Source organism: Microbacterium sp. (assembly GCF_052102115.1).
GTDB lineage: Bacteria > Actinomycetota > Actinomycetes > Actinomycetales > Microbacteriaceae > Microbacterium.
The window spans coordinates 1-17,533 of the sequence record NZ_JBQDVP010000044.1 but is presented as its reverse complement, the minus strand read 5'-3'; the positions used below and the strand labels follow the sequence as shown (position 1 = coordinate 17,533).

The 17,533-nt window shown below is 68.3% G+C and carries 18 protein-coding genes and 1 pseudogene; 11 read left to right on the top strand and 8 right to left on the bottom strand.

Features of this window, described 5'->3' with window-relative positions; translation table 11 throughout:
• Positions 1-588, bottom strand: a pseudogene (locus ACTICP_RS12620) (hypothetical protein); the annotation flags it as partial.
• A gap of 173 nt (positions 589-761) precedes the next feature.
• On the opposite strand from ACTICP_RS12620, the gene ACTICP_RS12615 reads away from it, so the two are divergent.
• Positions 762-1,733 carry an acetylxylan esterase gene (locus tag ACTICP_RS12615; protein WP_441892868.1) on the top strand — a complete coding sequence of 324 codons (972 nt, stop codon included), beginning with the start codon at positions 762-764 and terminating at the stop codon, positions 1,731-1,733.
• Positions 1,734-1,838: 105 nt separating this feature from the next.
• Here the strand turns inward: ACTICP_RS12615 and ACTICP_RS12610 are convergent, their stop codons facing one another.
• On the bottom strand, positions 1,839-2,858 hold the full coding sequence (locus tag ACTICP_RS12610; protein WP_441892884.1) for a zinc-dependent alcohol dehydrogenase family protein: 1,020 nt from the start codon (positions 2,856-2,858) through the stop codon (positions 1,839-1,841).
• A 134-nt stretch (positions 2,859-2,992) separates the two neighbouring features.
• On the opposite strand from ACTICP_RS12610, the gene ACTICP_RS12605 reads away from it, so the two are divergent.
• The gene (locus tag ACTICP_RS12605) at positions 2,993-3,346 is read left to right on the top strand and encodes a helix-turn-helix domain-containing protein (RefSeq protein ID WP_441892866.1); all 354 of its coding nucleotides are present in this window, start codon (positions 2,993-2,995) and stop codon (positions 3,344-3,346) included.
• A 95-nt stretch (positions 3,347-3,441) separates the two neighbouring features.
• Here the strand turns inward: ACTICP_RS12605 and ACTICP_RS12600 are convergent, their stop codons facing one another.
• The 3 genes from ACTICP_RS12600 to ACTICP_RS12590 all read right to left on the bottom strand — a co-directional run bounded on the left by ACTICP_RS12600 (position 3,442) and on the right by ACTICP_RS12590 (position 6,645).
• Entirely contained in the window at positions 3,442-4,038 is a 597-nt protein-coding gene (locus ACTICP_RS12600) for a ClpP family protease (RefSeq protein WP_441892864.1), read from the bottom strand.
• Complete coding sequence (locus ACTICP_RS12595; RefSeq protein ID WP_441892862.1) at positions 4,035-4,679, bottom strand: ClpP family protease; 645 nt, start codon at positions 4,677-4,679, stop codon at positions 4,035-4,037. Before ACTICP_RS12595 ends, ACTICP_RS12600 begins: the two co-directional genes overlap by 4 nt.
• Positions 4,680-4,836: 157 nt before the next feature.
• Positions 4,837-6,645 (bottom strand): hypothetical protein, encoded by a 1,809-nt coding sequence (locus tag ACTICP_RS12590; protein ID WP_441892860.1) that lies wholly within the window; start codon positions 6,643-6,645, stop codon positions 4,837-4,839.
• Between the two features lie 217 nt (positions 6,646-6,862).
• Here ACTICP_RS12590 and ACTICP_RS12585 point away from each other — a divergent pair, with 217 nt between their 5' ends.
• The 3 genes from ACTICP_RS12585 to ACTICP_RS12575 are packed head-to-tail and all read left to right on the top strand — an operon-like array spanning position 6,863 to position 9,401.
• Positions 6,863-7,795 (top strand): metal ABC transporter substrate-binding protein, encoded by a 933-nt coding sequence (locus ACTICP_RS12585; RefSeq protein WP_441892858.1) that lies wholly within the window; start codon positions 6,863-6,865, stop codon positions 7,793-7,795.
• Positions 7,792-8,526, top strand: coding sequence for a metal ABC transporter ATP-binding protein (locus tag ACTICP_RS12580; protein ID WP_441892856.1), 735 nt, complete (start codon positions 7,792-7,794; stop codon positions 8,524-8,526). The genes ACTICP_RS12585 and ACTICP_RS12580 overlap by 4 nt, the downstream gene beginning before the upstream one ends.
• Before the next feature lie 38 nt (positions 8,527-8,564).
• A complete protein-coding gene (locus ACTICP_RS12575; protein WP_441892882.1) occupies positions 8,565-9,401 on the top strand; it encodes a metal ABC transporter permease in 837 nt (278 codons plus the stop codon).
• A 192-nt stretch (positions 9,402-9,593) separates the two neighbouring features.
• Here the strand turns inward: ACTICP_RS12575 and ACTICP_RS12570 are convergent, their stop codons facing one another.
• A complete protein-coding gene (locus ACTICP_RS12570; RefSeq protein ID WP_441892854.1) occupies positions 9,594-10,787 on the bottom strand; it encodes a trans-sulfuration enzyme family protein in 1,194 nt (397 codons plus the stop codon).
• A gap of 112 nt (positions 10,788-10,899) precedes the next feature.
• Between ACTICP_RS12570 and ACTICP_RS12565 the strand changes: the two genes are divergently transcribed.
• Positions 10,900-11,364 carry an Lrp/AsnC family transcriptional regulator gene (locus ACTICP_RS12565; RefSeq protein WP_441892852.1) on the top strand — a complete coding sequence of 155 codons (465 nt, stop codon included), beginning with the start codon at positions 10,900-10,902 and terminating at the stop codon, positions 11,362-11,364.
• 6 nt (positions 11,365-11,370) lie between these two features.
• On the opposite strand, the gene ACTICP_RS12560 is transcribed toward ACTICP_RS12565, so the two are convergent.
• Both ACTICP_RS12560 and ACTICP_RS12555 read right to left on the bottom strand, forming a co-directional pair.
• Positions 11,371-12,843 (bottom strand): MATE family efflux transporter, encoded by a 1,473-nt coding sequence (locus tag ACTICP_RS12560; RefSeq protein WP_441892850.1) that lies wholly within the window; start codon positions 12,841-12,843, stop codon positions 11,371-11,373.
• Between the two features lie 69 nt (positions 12,844-12,912).
• The gene (locus tag ACTICP_RS12555) at positions 12,913-13,311 is read right to left on the bottom strand and encodes a hypothetical protein (RefSeq protein WP_441892848.1); all 399 of its coding nucleotides are present in this window, start codon (positions 13,309-13,311) and stop codon (positions 12,913-12,915) included.
• A gap of 151 nt (positions 13,312-13,462) precedes the next feature.
• Between ACTICP_RS12555 and ACTICP_RS12550 the strand changes: the two genes are divergently transcribed.
• The 5 genes from ACTICP_RS12550 to ACTICP_RS12530 all read left to right on the top strand — a co-directional run bounded on the left by ACTICP_RS12550 (position 13,463) and on the right by ACTICP_RS12530 (position 17,419).
• Positions 13,463-14,263 carry an alpha/beta fold hydrolase gene (locus ACTICP_RS12550; RefSeq protein WP_441892846.1) on the top strand — a complete coding sequence of 267 codons (801 nt, stop codon included), beginning with the start codon at positions 13,463-13,465 and terminating at the stop codon, positions 14,261-14,263.
• A gap of 33 nt (positions 14,264-14,296) precedes the next feature.
• The gene (locus ACTICP_RS12545) at positions 14,297-14,899 is read left to right on the top strand and encodes a hypothetical protein (protein ID WP_441892844.1); all 603 of its coding nucleotides are present in this window, start codon (positions 14,297-14,299) and stop codon (positions 14,897-14,899) included.
• Positions 14,900-15,024: 125 nt separating this feature from the next.
• Positions 15,025-15,648, top strand: coding sequence for a copper resistance CopC family protein (locus ACTICP_RS12540; protein WP_441892842.1), 624 nt, complete (start codon positions 15,025-15,027; stop codon positions 15,646-15,648).
• An 11-nt stretch (positions 15,649-15,659) separates the two neighbouring features.
• Positions 15,660-16,193 (top strand): copper chaperone PCu(A)C, encoded by a 534-nt coding sequence (locus ACTICP_RS12535; RefSeq protein ID WP_441892840.1) that lies wholly within the window; start codon positions 15,660-15,662, stop codon positions 16,191-16,193.
• On the top strand, positions 16,193-17,419 hold the full coding sequence (locus ACTICP_RS12530; protein WP_441892838.1) for a Dyp-type peroxidase: 1,227 nt from the start codon (positions 16,193-16,195) through the stop codon (positions 17,417-17,419). The genes ACTICP_RS12535 and ACTICP_RS12530 overlap by 1 nt, the downstream gene beginning before the upstream one ends.
• Positions 17,420-17,533 lie beyond the last annotated feature (114 nt).

Below are 17,533 nucleotides of genomic sequence, written 5' to 3'. Positions count from 1 at the left end.
TGCCTCTTCGCGTGCGGCTACGAGCAGGCGCTCAGCCTGCACGGCCGCGTTCTGGATGAGCACGGTTGCCTGCTCTTCGGCGACGCGGAGCACGGCCTCGAACTGCAGGCGGGAGCCCTCTGCGTCGGCCTCGTCCTTCGGGGCGTCCACGAGTTCGTTGGACAGCGCGCTGACCTGCTGTTCGGCCTCGTCGACCTGGGCACGGGCGGCGGCCAGGTCGGCCTCGAGATCGGCGATGCGCTTCTCATCGGCGGCACGGGCCTCGGCGAGCTGCTCCTCCTGCTGCTTCTCGAGTTCGGCGATGCGGGCTTCGCGCTCGGCGACCTGCGCCTCGCTCTCCGACCGCGCGGCGTCGACCTCGGCGCGCACCGCCTCGACGTCGCGGTTCACGCCGGAGCGTGCTTCATCGAGTTCGCCCTCCGCGCGCTGCACCTGCATGCGCAGGCCGGCGATCGCGGCATCCACCTCACCGCGGTCGTACCCGCGGAAGGCGACCGCGAAGGTGTCCTGGTCGCGGGACGGCCCCTGAGCGAGCTGGTCGAAGAAGTCGGCCCCCTGCGCGGTGCTGTTCTCGACGGATTCGTTCACGGGGAACACCTTTCTGAGCAATGCGCACCGCGCCTCCACGATCGAGCAGAACTCAGCAAGGAGGGGATTCGCAGATAGGGGAAGTGAGTCGACCCTTAGCCTATCCAGTGCTCCCACCGTAGGGAACCGTCGATGGATAAACTGCTGGACGCCCCCGAGTGAAGGATTCCGCGATGCCGCGTTTCGACCTACCTGCCGAGGAGTTGCGCTCCTACCGCCCCGAAGTGACGGAGCCCGCCGACTTCGACGACTTCTGGGAGCAGACGCTCGCCGAGTCCCGTGCTCTCATGGAGTCGATCCGTCTGTCGCGCATCGACTCGCCGCTGCAGTCGGTCGAGGTCTACGACGCCACCTTCAGCGGATACTGCGGGGATCCGATCGGCGGCTGGCTGCTGATGCCCGCCGAGGCCGAGGAGCCCTTGCCGGCAGTGATCGAGTTCAACGGATACGGCGGTGGCCGCGGCCTCCCCCACGAGCGGCTGGGGTGGGCGTCATCCGGATACGCGCACTTCTTCATGGACACCCGCGGACAGGGCAGCGGCTGGGGAACCGGCGGCGTGACTCCCGATCCGCACGGCTCAGGGCCGGCCACACCCGGATTCATGACCCGTGGAATCGAGGATCCGGACGCCTACTACTACCGACGCGTGTACACGGATGCGGTTCTCGCGATCGACGCGATCCGTTCACTCGACCGGATCGACGCGGCGCGTGTGGCGGTGTGCGGCGGGAGCCAAGGAGGCGGCATCGCGATCGCGGCGGCCGCGCTGTCAACAGGCCTGATCGCCGCCATGCCCGATGTTCCATTCCTGTGCCATTTCGACCGCGCCGTCGGACTGACCGACCGCGCCCCCTATCAGGAGATCGTGAAGTACCTGTCGATCCACCGCGATGCGGCAGAGCGCACCTTTGAGACGCTCTCGTACTTCGACGGCGTGAACCTCGCCCGCAGGGCAACCGCCCCCGCTCTCTTCTCGGTCGCTCTCATGGACCAGACCTGCCCGCCGTCGACGGTGTACGCCGCGCGGAACCACTGGGGCGGCGCCGCGGACATCGTCGAGTACGCGTTCAACGAGCACGAGGGCGGAATGGGCACGCAGTGGGAGAAACAGGCCGCGTTCCTCGCGGAGCAGCTGACCGGGTGAACACGAGCGGCATCGATCCTCCTCGTCACTCACGTGTTCGATCCAGATCGTCGTCCCAGACGTGTGGTAGGCGTCCTTGAGCAGCGCCAGGCGCGCCGTCGGCGGTCACACGGTCAGCAGCACCTTGGTCGCACGGCGCTCGTCCATCGCTTTGTACCCGGCGGCAGCCTCTTCGAGCGGCAGCGTGAGGTCGAAAACGTCACCCGGGGTGATCTTCCTATCCCAGATGAGCTGGATGAGCTCGGGCAGGAAGCGGCGGACAGGAGCGGGGCCTCCGTGCAGGTGCACCCCGGAATTGAACAGCTCCTGGCCGGGCAGTGCCACGTCGTGCGAGACGCCGACGAAGCCGACGTGTCCGCCGGCGCGGGTGGAGCGTATCGCCTGCATCATCGACTCCTGGGTGCCGACGGCTTCGATCACCGAGTGTGCACCGAGCCCGTTCGTGAGCTCCTTGATCTTCGCCACGCCCTCGTCGCCGCGCTCTTCGACGATGTCGGTCGCGCCGAAGCTGCGGGCCAGCTCCTGACGGTCGGCGTGCCTGCTCATCGCGATGATCCGCTCCGCGCCGAGCTGCTTCGCCGCGAGGATACCGAGGAGCCCGACCGCGCCGTCACCGACGACCGCGACCGTCTTGCCTGGTCCGGCCTCGGCGGCCACGGCGGCGAACCAGCCGGTGCCGAGCACGTCGGATGCGGCGAGCAGTGCCGGGATCAGGTCGGCGTCCGGCGGGCCGGGGGTTGCGACCAGGGTGCCGTCGGCGTGCGGGATGAGACTGTACTCGGCCTGCGTTCCGAACCGGCCCATCGGCACGACGTGCGCGCAGCGGGACTGGTACCCGGCCTGGCAGATCTCGCAGGTGTTGTCGGACGCCATGAACGATCCGACCACGAAGTCGCCGACCTTGATCGTCGTCACCTCGGCGCCGACCTCCTCGACGACTCCGACGTACTCGTGCCCCATCGGCGTCTCGTGCACCTTGTCGGCACCGCGGTAGGGCCACAGGTCCGACCCGCAGATGCAGGTCGCGGCGACCTTGATGACGGCATCCGTCGGGCGGGTGATGACCGGCTTCTCGCGTTCTTCGACCCGGACGTCGCCGGGCCCGTGCATGACTACTCCGCGCATGTGCTGCTCCTTCATGTGGTCATTCTCGTCCGTGGTCAGTCTTGCAGCCAACGGGTCGCCTCGATTGTGGTGAGCCGGTTCTGCTCAGAGCAGAACGGGTGTCGCGGCATCCGATCGCGGGGTTAGCGTGAGGCATGGCCGAGATCGCCCGTTTGCCCCGTCTGCAGCATCCACCGCGCCGTCCGCAGGACGGACCCGAGCCGCTCTGGCGGCATCTGCTCGGCGATCTGCTGCGCCGCCGGCGGCACGAGCGCGACGAGACGCTCACCGAGACCGCCGAGCAGGCCGGCGTCTCACCGCAGTACCTCTCCGAGGTCGAGCGCGGGCTGAAGGAACCGTCGAGCGAGATGATCGCGGCGATCGCCGGTGCGCTCGACACGACGCTGATCGAGCTCACCAGCGGCGTGGCGGATGAGCTGCGCACGGCCGCAGCCCCGGCATCCGCCACGGTCTCGGCCGGTCGCGGGGCACTCGCGCTCGCGGCGTGACCTCGGCCGACACTTGTCAGCCTGAATCACACCCGTCAGCCGAAATCCAATATCGGGGCCGACGGGTGTGATCTGGACCGACAAGTGTCAGGCGGCTATGCGGCCGCCCGCTCCGCCAGCACGGTGTCGATCAGCCCGTACTCGAGGGCGGCGGATGCCGTGAACACCCGATCCCGGTCGGTGTCGGCGCGCAGCGCCTCGACCGTGCGGCCGGTGTGCCGGGCGAGCACGGCCTCCATGTCCGCGCGCACGCGCACGACCTCGTCGGCGGCGAGGATGAGGTCGGGGATCGCTCCGCGCGACTGCCCCGCGGGCTGATGCAGCACGATGCGGGCGTGTTCGAGCGCCGCCCGCTGCCCCGGCGTGCCAGCGGTCACGAGGAGCGCTGCCGGCCCGATCGCCTGGCCGACGACCGTCGTCGCGACGGTCGGGCGGATGTGCTGCATCGTGTCGTAGATCGCCAGCGCCGCACCCGGGTCGCCACCCTCGCTGTTGATGTAGAACTGGATGCCGGTGTCGGGACTGTCGGCATCCAGATGCAGCAGCTGCGCGATCAGCGCGTTCGCGACCCCGGCGTCGATACCGGTGCCGAGGTAGATGACGCGCTCGGCGAGCAGGTGCGAGTAGACGTCCATGACGCGCTCACCCCGTGGATGCTGCGCGATGACGTTCGGGATCGTGTAACTGCTCATGGCGTCTCTCCTTCCGGGGCGGGTGCCGCAGCATCCGTCCCCAATCCGACCCGCGCGCGGCGGCGCGGCATGACGTCTGCGATCGTCGTGACGATCTCGTCGATGAATCCGTACTGCTCGGCCTCGACCGCGGTGTACCAGTGGTCGTGCAGCGAGTCGTCGAAGATGCGCTCGACCGGCTGACCGGTGTCGTCGGAGATGAGTCCGAGCACGGTGTCGCGCATCTGACGGAGGTCATCGGCCTGCACCTCGATCTCGACCGCCGAGCCGCCGATCCCGGCTGAACCCTGATGCATGAGGATCCGCGCGTGCGGCAGCGCCCGACGCTTGCCCCTTGTGCCGCCGGAGAGCAGGAACTGCCCCGCGCTGGCTGCGACGCCGAGGGCGAGTGTGGCCACGTCGTTCGGGATGAGGCGCATGATGTCGCGGATCGCCAGCATCGACGGCACCGAGCCGCCGGGCGAGTGAATCCACAGGGCGATGTCGGCGACGGGATCTTCGGCCGACAGCGTCAGCAGCTGCGTCATCAGCAGGGTGCCGTTGTCGTCGTCGAGGGCGCCATCGAGCACGAGGATGCGGTCATGGAACAGCGCGCGTCTGGCTTCAGGGCCGAACTGCGGGATGGGAGTGTCTTCGCTCATGCCTTCAGCCTGCGCGGCCGGGGCGAACGCGGTGCCGGAATCCGCTCACAGCGGTTCTGCCCTCGGCAGAGCGACCCTCATCGGGACTGCCCGGCGCCGCGACAGCGAACCGCCCCGGCGCGCGAGATGCGCCGGGGCGGCTCCGTCGAGCAGGGGTTCAGTCGGCGAGCTGGAGAGCCCGACGGTGCTGCACGCGATGGCCGATCCAGAAGCCGATCGCGATGAGACCGACCAGTACGGCGCCGAGCATCCACGGCAGCATCGAGGGTGCCGCACCGGCCGTCGCGGTCGCCAGCGTGCCAGAGCCGTCGGCGACGAGACCGTTGCCCGCCGCAAGGTCTGCGGCACCAACAGCGAGCGTTTCGCCGCCGTCGGCGAGCTCTCCCGATCCGTCCGAGACCGTGGCCGCTCCCTCCGAGAGCGCACCGACGCCGGTATCGAGCTTCGAGGCGCCGGTCGCCAGCGTTGCCGTGCCCGCCGCGAGCGCCGCTGCGCCCTCGTCGAGGCTGCTCGCGCCGGAATCGATCCGGATCGAACCGGCGTGCAACGACGTCGCACCAGCGGCGAGAGTGTCCATGCCCCCGGCGAGACTGCTCGCGCCGCCGGCCAATTCGGCCGTGCCATCCTTCAGCGGCTGCAGACCGGTGGAGAGCTGCTGTGCTCCTGTGGCGACCTGAGAGGTTCCCGCCTTGAGCGGCTGCGCGCCGTCGGCCAGCTGCGCTGCGCCAGCGACGAGCTGCGCCGTGCCATCCGTCAAGGGGGCGATTCCGGCGGCGAGGTCGGAAGCGCCGGTGGAGAGCTGCGCGGTACCGGCCTTCAGCGCCTGCGTGCCGACGAGGAGCGCGGGTGCGCCATTCTCCGCATCGACGAGAGCCACGGTCCCTGGCCATCCCTGAGCAGCGTTGCCGTTGACCAGCGCGTTCGCACCAGCAGCCACCTGTTCGGCTGCAGCTGCGGTGTTCAGTGTTCCTGCGGCGAGCGCTGGTGCGGCCGCAGCCGCGCCGGCGATGCCGTCGACCTGTGCATCGACGCCCGCCGAGAGTGCGGCGAGCTGCTGGAACTGCGCATTGTCGGGATCGGAGGCGGCGAGCTGCGCGAGTGCATCGGCCAGCTGCTGAGAGTTGCCCGGCGCGCTGTCGGCCGCGGCGGTGACGGCTGCGGCAGTCTCTTCGCTGGCGAGGACCTGCAGCTCCGGGGTGACAGCTGCCGCCAGGCCGGCGTTGAGCTGATCGGCTCCGACGAGCACCTGGCCCGCAACCTGGTGGGCTCCGGCGACCCCGGCGGCGAGGCTGGTCACGCCGTCGAGCACTGCTTGTGCCCCGGCATCCGTCTCCTGGGCGCCGGCAGACAGGCGCTGTGTGCCTTCCCGTGCCTTCTGCGCACCCGCATCCACCTGCTGGGTTCCGGCGGAAAGGCGCGTCGCGCCGTTGAGTACCGACCGCGCACCGTCGTCGACCTGCGCCGCACCGCTCGACAGACTCTGCGCACCGTCAAGCGCGGTTTGGGCTCCCGAGTCCGCCGACGCCAGCCCGGCGGTGAGCTTCTGCGCGCCGAGCAGCGCATCCAGTGCGCCGCCGCTGAGCTTCGCGGCTCCTGCCGTGGCGTCGGATGCTCCGGCAGCCAACGTGTCCGCGCCGGCGGCCAACGAGGCTGCACCGGTCGACGCACTCTTCGCACCGGTCACGAGCTTCCTTGAGCCGGCATGCGCACTCGCGGCACCCTCGGCGAGCTTCTCGGTGCCGTCAGCCAGCGTGCCGGCTCCGGTGGAGAGATCCTCTGCGCCGGCGGCCAGCTGAGTCGAGCCGTCCTTTGCGGTCAGTGTGCCGTCGGACAGCTCGGCCGCGCCGGCCGAGATCTTGCCGGTCGTCAGGAAGAAGACAATCACCATCGCGGTCAGCAGCAGGCTGAGAACGATGGCGGTGATGCGCATGCCTCGGCCGTGCGCGTGGGTCGTAGAACTCGTCATTGGGGCTCCAGGGTCGGTGGCGTCGTTGCCACCCGCAGTGTAAGTGCGTCATTCTCACGCTGGCGGTTCCTTTGAACGCCGGCACTAAGTTTCAGCACTCGCGGCACGCGGTCTTCTGTGGTGAGTCGACAGAATCCATTGACTGCGAGTCAACAGAGCTGCGCACCCGACCCGGAGCGCGCTTGTTCTAGGCGCGCCTAAAAGGTAGGTTTTCGGCGTGCCTAAATATCGCGGTCGTGTGGCGCGGGCTGTCGCCGGCGCAGCCGCGTGTGCCGTGGCGGTCACGCTCTCGGGGTGCACCGGGCCGGATGCCCTCAATGACGATGAGCGCCCAGTCGTGCTGACCACCTTCACGGTGCTCGCCGACATCGCCGAGAACGTTGCGGGCGACCATCTGCGCATCGAGTCGATCACGAAGCCGGGCGCGGAGATCCACGGCTACGAGCCGACGCCGGGTGATGTGCGCAAGGCGGCGGATGCCGACCTCATCCTCGACAACGGACTGAACCTCGAGGCCTGGTTCGCCCAGTTCGTCGACTCGGTCGACGTGCCGCACATCGTGGTCTCGGAAGAGGTCGACGCGATCGACATCACCGAAGACGCATACGCCGGTAAGCCCAACCCGCACGCGTGGATGAGTCCGGCGAACGCCCGGCTGTACGTCGACGCGATGGCCACGGCATTCAGCGACCTCTCCCCTGAGCACGCTGAGGACTTCGCCGCGAACGCTGACGCGTACAAAGCGGAACTGCAACAGGTGCAGGATGACCTCGCCGCAGACCTCGCGGAGCTGCCCGAGAACGAACGGGCTCTCGTCACGTGCGAAGGAGCCTTCTCGTATCTGGCGCGGGATGCGGGTCTCACGGAGGCCTACATCTGGGCCGTCAACGCCGAGCAGCAAGCGACACCCCGGCAGATCGCCGCCGCGATCGAGTTCGTCGACGAAAACGACGTGCCGGCGGTGTTCTGCGAATCGACCGTGTCGGACCGGGCGATGCAGCAGGTCGTCGAGGCGACGGGTGTGACCTTCGGCGGCACCCTCTACGTCGACTCGCTGTCCGAGCCCGACGGCCCGGTGCCCACCTATCTCGATCTGATCCGGCACGACGCCGACCTGATCGTCGCCGGTCTCACCGGGAGCGGATCATGAGCGCCATCGACATCAGCGGCCTCACCGTGCGGTACGGCGACGTGCTCGCACTCGACGACATCTCACTCGCGGTCGAGCCCGGGCGGGTGACTGGGCTCATCGGCATGAACGGTTCGGGAAAGTCGACGCTGTTCAAGTCGATCATCGGGCTCGTGCGGCCCACCGCGGGGCAGGTGCGGCTGGAGGGAGCCGACCCGGCATCCGCTCGCCGCCGCGGACTGATCGGCTACGTGCCGCAGAGCGAAGATGTCGACTGGACGTTCCCCGTCTCGGTGCGCGACGTCGTGATGATGGGCCGATACGGCCGGCAGGGGCCCCTGCGGCGAGCGCGCGCGGCGGACAAGCGCGCGGTCGAAGAGGCGCTGGAGCGAGTCGAGCTCACCGAGCTCGCCGACCGGCAGATCGGGCAGCTCTCCGGCGGGCAGCGCAAGCGCGCCTTCGTCGCCCGCGGCATCGCTCAGGGGTTGGCGGAGCGCGCCGGCATCCTCCTCCTGGACGAACCGTTCGCCGGCGTCGACAAGCGCAGCGAAGCGACGATCGTGCGGCTTCTGCGCGAGCTCGCGGCATCGGGCAGCACGGTGCTCGTCTCGACGCACGACCTGCATGCGCTGCCGTCGCTCGCCGACGAGGCGGTGCTGCTGATGCGGCGGGTGCTCTTCCACGGATCGGTGACCGAGGCGCTCGAACCCCGCAATCTCGCGCGGGCGTTCGGGCTGGAGGATGCGCCGTGATCCTCGACTGGATTCTCGAGCCGCTGCAGTACGACTTCATGGTGCGCGCGCTCGTCACCACGGCGGTCGCGGCGGTCGTGTGCGCGGTGCTCTCGTGCTGGCTGGTTCTGGTGGGCTGGTCGCTGATGGGCGATGCGGTCTCGCATGCCGTGCTGCCCGGTGTCGTGCTCGCGTACATCTTCGGAGCGCCGTTCGCATTGGGCGCCCTGGTCTTCGGACTTCTTGCCGTCGGGCTGATCGGCCTGATCCGCGGCACGAGCCGCGTCAAGGAGGATGCCGCGATCGGCATCGTCTTCACCACCCTGTTCGCGCTCGGGCTCGTGCTGATCTCGGTCACCCCGAGCCAGACGGATCTGAACCACATCATCTTCGGGAACATCCTCGGGGTATCCGAGGGTGACCTCATACAGATCGCGATCCTCGCGGCGATCGCCTTCGGCCTACTGATCGTCAAACGCCGCGACCTCACCCTGTACGCCTTCGACCCGACGCACGCGTTCGCGATCGGGCTCTCGCCCCGGATGCTGGGGGCACTGCTGCTCGGCGTGCTCGCACTGACCGCGGTCGTGGCCCTGCAGGTCGTCGGCGTCGTGCTCGTGGTGGCGATGCTCATCATCCCCGGCGCGACGGCCTACCTGCTGACGGATCGCTTCGGACGGATGCTGGTGATCGCACCCGTCATGTCGGCACTGTGCAGCGTGATCGGGATCTACCTCAGCTACTGGATCGACGCCGCATCCGGCGGGCTCGTGGTCGTGGTGCAGGGGTGCGTGTTCGCGCTCGTGTACCTGTTCTCACCGCGGCAGGGCGTGATCGGCAAGCGGCTGCGCGCGCGGCGGGTGCCGAGCGGCGTGGGGGCGGCTTCGACTCGCTGACGCTCGCTCACCCCGTTTCGTCTTCGGCGCTCCGCGCCTCCGCTCAACGCCCGGCGCTCTCCCGCCCCGCCTCCGCTCAACATCCGGCGCTCTCCGGCCCCGCGGGGCGTTGAACGAACGCTCTCCCGCCCCGCGGGTCGTTGAGCGAGCGGAGCGAGACGAAACGGACTGAGCGAGCGGAGCGAGCCGAAGTCAGCCCACGCGAACCTCCGCGGCAACCCGCGCAAACGCCTGCCCGAGGTCGGCGATCAAGTCACCGGCATCCTCCAGTCCGATCGATAGCCGCAGCACATCGGCATCCGGCCGAGCATCCGCCGGCACCGGCCGGTGCGTGAGCGCGGCCGGATGCTGGATGAGCGAGTCCACGCCGCCCAGCGACACCGCATGGGTGAACAGTTTCACCGACGAGGCGACGGCGCTCGCAGCCGCGTACCCGCCCCGCATCCGGATCGCGACCATCGCACCCGTGCCATGCATCTGCCGCTCGAGAACACCGTCCGGGTCGCCATCGAGCCCGGGGAAGAACACCTCGTCGACCTCGGGCCGGTCGATCAGCCACTGCACGATCTGCTGGGCGTTCTGCTGCTGCTGACGCATCCTGACCGGCAGGGTCGTGAGCCCGCGATGCAGCAGATACGCGCCCAGCGGATGCAGCAGCCCACCCGTCACCGCACGCACGCGTCGCAGCGCCTCGGCCGTCTGTTCGCTGCACGCCACGACGCCCGCGATGACGTCACCGTGCCCGCCGAGGTACTTCGTCGCGCTGTGCAGTGACATCGCCGCGCCGTGGTCGAGGGGATTCTGCAGCAGCGGCGTCGCGAAGGTGTTGTCGACGACCACCGGCACCTCCCCTGCGGCAGCGACGACCTCGGCGATGTCGACGAGCTCGAGCGTGGGATTGGCCGGCGTCTCCAGAACGACGAGGCCGGTGTCCTCGCGCATCATCGACCGCACCTCAGACGGGTGGCAGTATGTGGTCTCCGTACCCAGCAGGCCGGAGCCGAGCAGATGGTCGGTGCCGCCGTACAGCGGTCTGACCGCCACGACATGGCGCTTTCCGACGGCACTCGTGTGGGCGAGGATCACCGCGGTCATCGTCGCCATGCCCGACGAGAACGCCACGGATGCTTCGGCGTGCTCCATCTCGGCGAGCGCATCTTCGAAGCGTGACACCGTCGGGTTCCACAGCCGCGCGTAGACCATGCTGCCGTCAGCGGGTGGACGGCCGCCGGTCGCCATGGCTTCGTAGGAGTCCCCACCGCGCTCGATGTCGGGCAGCGGGTTCGTGGTCGACAGATCGATCGGCAGGGCGTGCACGCCGAGGTCGGAGAGGTCGGCTCGGCCACTGTGCACGGCCACCGTGTCTGGATGCAGCTGGTCAGTCATGCTTCAACGTTGCCGGAATCACAATAGAAATGGGAGAATTCGACAGCATCCGCCAGAGAAGTGTGGTCATCCGCATTCTTCGGCAAGACAGCGACCCACGGAAGGATCGGAATTGGCGAAAGCACAACTCGACGAGCTCGACCTCGAGATCCTCGCGGCGCTCAGCGCTCGCGCCGACCTCACCAACAAGGCGCTCGCCCAGCAGCTCGGGCTTGCCGAGTCGACCTGCGCGCACCGCGTGCGCGGGCTGCGCGACCGCGGGATCATCCGCGACACCCGGATCCGGCTCGATGCGGCAGCGCTCGGCTATCCGCTGGAGGCCATCATCAAGGTGCGCCTCGCGAACCACACCGGCGACAAGGTGAATGCGCTGTTCGACGCCCTCGCCGCGACGCCGCGGGTGCTGCAGGTGTTCCACGTCGCCGGCGTCGACGACTTCCTCGTGCACGTCGTCGTTCAGGATGCCGTCGCGCTCCGCGACATCGTCCTGGAGCACATCACGGTGCATCCGGTCGTGCGCGGCACCGAGACGCAGCTGGTGTTCGAGCTGCGCGACGGGCGCGGCGTGCTGGGGTAGCGATGCTCAGCGGCGCAGCAGCTTCTTCCACCGCTTCTGCACGACGATCGGGACGGCCTCGGTGACCACGGCATCCACGTTCAACGAGCTGTTGTCCGGTCCGACGAGTGCGATCGGCGTGGTGAGCGTCGGCTCGAGCGGATCGACCGGCATGCGCGCCAGTGCCCGGTGCGCCCGCACGTACGCGGGGATGAGGATCACGACCGCGCCGACCCACGCCAGCGGGTTGCTCAGGGCGACTCCGCCGAAGCCCAGCACGGCTCCGAGGGCCACGGCCGCGCCCACGCGCATGAAGAGTTCTACCGTGCCGGTGATGGTCGGGATCATCGCCTGTCCGAGCCCCTGCAGGGCGCCGCGCAGCACGAACAGCACACCCAACAGAGCGTAGGTCGATCCGTTGATGATGAGCATGAGGTGCGCGCGCTCGACGACCTCGTCCGACCCCTCACCGACGAACAGGCGCACGAGGTTCGTGCCGAATGCGATGAGCACCGCGCCGAGCACGGCTGACGCGATGATCGTCATCCAGATCGCCTGCTTCACACCGGCGCGGATGCGGTCAGGTCGCCGCCCGCCGAAGTTCTGCGCCACGTACATCGAGACGGCCAGGCCCAGCGAGGCGAGCAGTGCGGTCGCGAGGCTGTCGACGCGGCTCGCGGTGGTGTAGGCGGCGACGGCTTCTGCCCCGAGCATGTTCAGCGCCACCTGCACCACGAGGGTGCCGATCGCGATGATCGAGGCCTGGAATCCCATCGGCAGCCCCAGCCGCAGGTGATCGGCGATGTCGTTGCGGGTGATCTTCCAGTCTTCGCGCCGCACGTGCAGCACCGGCATCCGACGCCGAACGAATACGAGGCACAGCAGCACCGAGACGGCCTGCGAGACCACGGTCGCCAGCGCCGCACCGGCGACTCCCCAGCCGACCGGTCCGACCAGCACGACGACGAGCACGACATTCAGCGCGCACGCGATGGTGAGGAAGATCAGCGGCGTCTTCGAGTCTCCGATCGCGCGGATGATCGCGGAGAGGTAGTTGAAGAACATCGTCGCACCGCCCCCGAGGAAGCTCACCTGCGTGAACAGCGTCGCCTCGGGCAGCAGGTCGGGCGGCGTCTGCAGCAGCATCAGCACGGGTCCGGCGAGCAAGGGCCCGCCGATCGTGATCAGGATGCTGGCCACCGCCGCCAGCAGCGTGCCCGTGGCGACCGAGCGACGCACGCCCGCGTCGTCCTTCGCGCCGAATGCCTGTGCCGTCGGGATCGCGAAGCCGCTCGTCATGCCCCAGGCGAACCCGAGCAGCAGGAACAGCAGCGATCCGGTCGCCCCGACTGCCGCGAGCGAGTTCACGCCGAGCTCGCGGCCGACGACGATCGTGTCGACGACCTGGTACAGCTGCTGCACGACGTTGCCGATGAGCAGGGGTACGGAGAACGCCAGGATGACGCGCCAAGGGCGACCCGTCGTGAGGGAGGTGGCCATGCGGGAAGGGCTTCCGAACGTGAAGATCGAGGGGGAATCGTCTCGCCGGCATCCGACGAGCGCCCCAGTCTATCGAATCGATTCGGACGTGACTGTGTGCACGCCGACCGCGCGCGGCACCGGTTTGGCCGGAACGTGCGATGGAACCGGTGGCGGCGCGTTCGTGATGATCGGCTTCTCAGGCGGCGCAGGATGCCGTCGCACGAACGCCGTCAGCGCGGATCGTACGACCGGACCGAGCACGAGGGCGGCAATGAGCGCCCCCACCGCGACGAGCGCGGGGATCCACTGCCCCGAGAAGCCGGCACCGAGGCTCAGCAGTGCTCCGCCGATCCACACGGCGCCGGTGCCGCCGGCCAGCCCGGCGTTTCCGATCGCGAGCGCGACACCCACGATGATCGCGCAGATCAGCGCAATTCCTGCGCCGGCGATCCCGGCCCACAGGAAGAACCCTGCCAGATCTCGCACCACACCTATCGTTGACATTTCTGACCCCCCGGTCGCCTCCGTCATTCTTAAGATACGCAGGACAGCCGACATTCGCATCCGTCGGAAGGATGATGTTATGGAACCGGGTCCAACAAGCCCCGATCCACGGCGGCGGGGTAATGATGGAGGGGTGGCTGTTCCTCTCTCCGATCTGACGCGGATGCCGGATCCGCAACTCATCTATGCCGCCGACGGCACGCGTCTGGCGACTTACAGCTGGGGCGATGTCGACGCCCCGGTGGTCGTGCTCGTGCACGGCTTCGCGTCGAGCACGCGAGACACCTGGGTGCTGACCGGATGGGCGCGCAGACTCACGGATGCCGGGTACCGCGTCCTTGGCATCGACCTGCGCGGCCATGGCAAGAGCGACAAGCCCCATGACCCCGACGCCTACGCGATCGGCACGCTTGCGACGGACGTCGAGACCGTGCTGGACACGTACCTCGTCGAAGACGCCCTCTACGTCGGGTATTCGCTCGGCGCCCGCGTCGGCTGGGAGGTCGTGCGCGATCTGCCGCAGCGCATCCATCGCGCCGTCCTGGGCGGTGTGCCCGACGGCATCCCGCTCGAGCGCCTCGATATCGAGCAGGTGCGCGCGAACATCGAAGACGGCACCCCCGTCGAAGACCAGACGACGAAGAACTACATGACCCTCACCTCGCGCGTGCCGGGCAACGATCTGCGCTCGCTCCTCGCACTCGCGGAAGGCATGCGGCAGACGAGGACCATCGATCCCGACCCGTCGAACGCACCGACTCGGCCGATCCTGTTCGCCACCGGAACGAAGGATGCCGTGCTCGAGGGTTCGCGCACCCTGGCAGCGGCGGCGCCGAATAGCAGCTTTTTCGAGATCCCCGACCGGCACCACTTCAACGCCCCGGGCTCGAAGGCGTTCAAGGATGCCGCGCTGGAGTTCCTGGCCGGCTCCTGATCGCCGGAACTGACTCCGTGGCAGACTGAACGGGTGACCCAGTCCAGGAAGCCGGCCGTCATCCGCGGCTTCGCTGCGTCTTCACTGTCGATCTTCATCGCTCTGGCCGCTCACGTCTGGGGCGGAGGAGAGATGCCGGGCGGCATCGGAATCTTCGTGCCCTGGGTCCTCGCCTCTATGATCTGCGTGCTGCTTGCCGGCCGGAAGCTCTCGCTGATGCGGCTGAGCATCTCGGTCGGGCTGAGTCAGTTCCTGTTCCACCTGCTCTTCGTACTGGGTACGATCACGCCCGCGGGGGTCTCGACACCGCACGTGCACGGCGCGCCTCTGGTGCTGCCGCCGTCCGCGGGACTGTCAGAGGCTGTGGTCGCCGATTCGGTCATGTGGATCAGCCACGGCATCGCTGCACTTGTGACGGTCGTCGCCCTGCATCGCGGAGAAAACTTCGTGCTCGCGGTGCGCGAACTGGCAGCTCTCGCCGTGCGATGGCTGCGCCGACGTGCCGATGCCGTGCTCGTGCGACCGGCGATGGCGAGGACCGTCGCGCGTGGTGACTTCCAAACGGCCGGATGGGCCGCATCTGCGCTTCTCGCCACGCTTCGCGGTCGGGGACCGCCTCTCACCCCGCGATCCTGATCTGATCTCACTGCGGAGGCGACTGTACGTCGTCGTCCGCAGTGCCTCGCCGCGTGCATCGCACGCGCGCTCCGAGCAAGACAACGACGCCGCACCACGGCGTCCGTCGAAAGGCGTTTTCTGCCATGTCACCTTTCCGCAGCATTGCGGCGGGGCTGACGGTCGCTGCGGTCGCGATGCTCGCGTTCGCATCCCCCGCGTCAGCCCATGACCAGCTCGTCTCGAGCACTCCGAGTCAGGGCGAGCGGCTTTCTGCCGCCCCCTCGAGCATCTCGATGACCTTCTCCGGTGATCTCATCGTGCTCGACTCTTCGACGACGGGGGCAGTAGTTCTCGTCGTGGACGAGTCGGGCACCGACTGGATCAGCGGTGATGTCACGGTGTCTGGAGACACTGTGACCGCCGAGCTGAAGCCCGGCATGCCGGTGGCCGGCTACCAGGTGCGCTGGCAGGTCGTGTCGGAGGATGGGCATCCGATCGCGGGAGTCATCCCGTTCACGATCGGCGATGCCGATCCTCTGCCGATGGCCGGCACCGGGGGCGCGGCGGAAGAAGCAGCACCGGGGGCGACGTCGACGACGTCAGATCAGATCGCAGACCAATCGAGCGGCGCCGTCCGGGTGCTTCTCGTCGGAGGAGGCGGTGCGGTCATCGCTGTCGTCGTCTTCCTCCTGTTTCTATTCCTTCGCCGTCCGCGGACGGCACCCGCAGCATCCGATACGGATGAATCTGCGACAGATGATCTGTGAAAGGCAACACCATGAACACCACCAAAACCCCGGCGCGTCTCGCCGCCGTCTTCGCCGTCTCTCTCCTTGCGCTGACCGGGTGCGCAGCAGAAAGCGCACCGGCGACGGACGAGTCCATCGCATTCGGTGACGTCGTCACCATCGAAGATGCCTGGGTGAAGGCCGCGGATGAAGGCATGTCCGCATCCTTCGGCACGCTCGTCAACAGCGGTGACGCCGACGTGACCGTCGTGTCGGTCTCGTCGGATGCCTCGAGCATGCTCGAGCTCCACGAGACCGTCGAGAACGAAGCGGGCGAGATGGTCATGCGCGAGATCGACGGCGGGTTCGTCATTCCCGCCGGCGAAGACCTCGTCCTCGAGCCCGGCGGGAACCACATCATGCTGATGGACCTCACCGAGCCGTTGCGCGCAGGGGATGAAGCGACCTTCACCCTCACGTTCTCCGACGATTCGAGCTACGAGTTCACCGCGCCCGTGAAGGACTACTCGGGCGCGAACGAGAACTACGAGGAAGGCGACGAGCACGAGGACATGGATCACTGATGCCCACGCCCGCTGAGGGCGCCCGCTCACCCCGCTCCGGGTCGACCCGGCGGCAGTTCCTCCTCGGAGGAGCTGTCGCCGGCGCCGGCGCGGTGGCGGCCGTGGGCGCCGATCTCGCCCTGAACGATCAGAATCCTGGGAGCGCACCCGTCTCCGTGCCGATGAACGGCGAGGAGAAGGTGCCGTTCTTCGGAACTCACCAAGCGGGAGTGGACACGGCTGCTCAGGCCAACGGAGTCTTCGTAGCCCTCGACCTCCATGACGATGTCGACCGCGACGGCCTCGTCCGCGTGATGCGCATCCTCACCGACGACGCCGCGCGGCTCACCCAGGGGCAGCCCGCTCTGGCAGACTCCGAGCCCGAGCTGGCGCTCTCGCCGGCGCGACTGACCGTCACGTTCGGATTCGGCCCCGGTCTCGTCGAGCGTGCGGGCGGAACTGCACCGGCATGGCTCGCGCCCCTGCCCGCGTTCGGGGTGGACCGGTTGCAGCCGGAGTTCTCGGATGGGGATCTGCTGCTGCAGGTCGCCGGTGACGATCCGCTCACGGTCGCGCACGCGATCCGGATGCTGCTCAAGGATGTCCGCGGTTTTGCCGATGTCCGCTGGACGCAACGAGGATTCCGGCGCGCGTACGGCACAGAGCGCCCGGGCACGACGATGCGCAACCTGTTCGGCCAGGTCGATGGGACCAGCAACCCGCAGCCGGGCACGGAGGACTTCGACGGCGTCGTCTGGACCGGCGACGGCTGGCTCGCAGGCGGCACAGGGATGGTCGTTCGCCGCATCAGCATGAATCTCGACAAGTGGGACCGTCTGGATCGCAGCGGACGCGACTCGTCCATCGGCAGAACCCTCGCCAACGGCGCGCCCCTTACCGGGACTGAAGAGTTCGATGAACCGGACTTCGACGCGACGACCGGCATCGGGTTCCCTGTCATCCCGCAGTTCGCGCACATCCGTCGCGCACGCGGCGGCGGGAAGGAGCGAATCTTCCGCCGCGCGTACAACTACGACGAACGCCCCTCCGGCACGAATGTCTCCGAGTCCGGCCTCATCTTCGTCTCATTCCAGGCCGACATCGATCGCCAGTTCATCCCGATGCAACGACGACTCGACGAGCTCGATCTGCTCAACGAGTGGACCACTCCGATCGGATCCGCGGTCTTCGCCATCCCGCCGGGGTGCGCCGAAGGAGGGTTCATCGGCGACACACTTTTCACCTGAGATGGTTTCCTCGGGACGCCCTCTGCGACCGAGCTTCAGGTCGCAATTCCTGCCGTTCTGCGACGGATGTCAAGCTGTGTGGAGTCACGTGGCTCAGATCGTGACTGTTTCTTC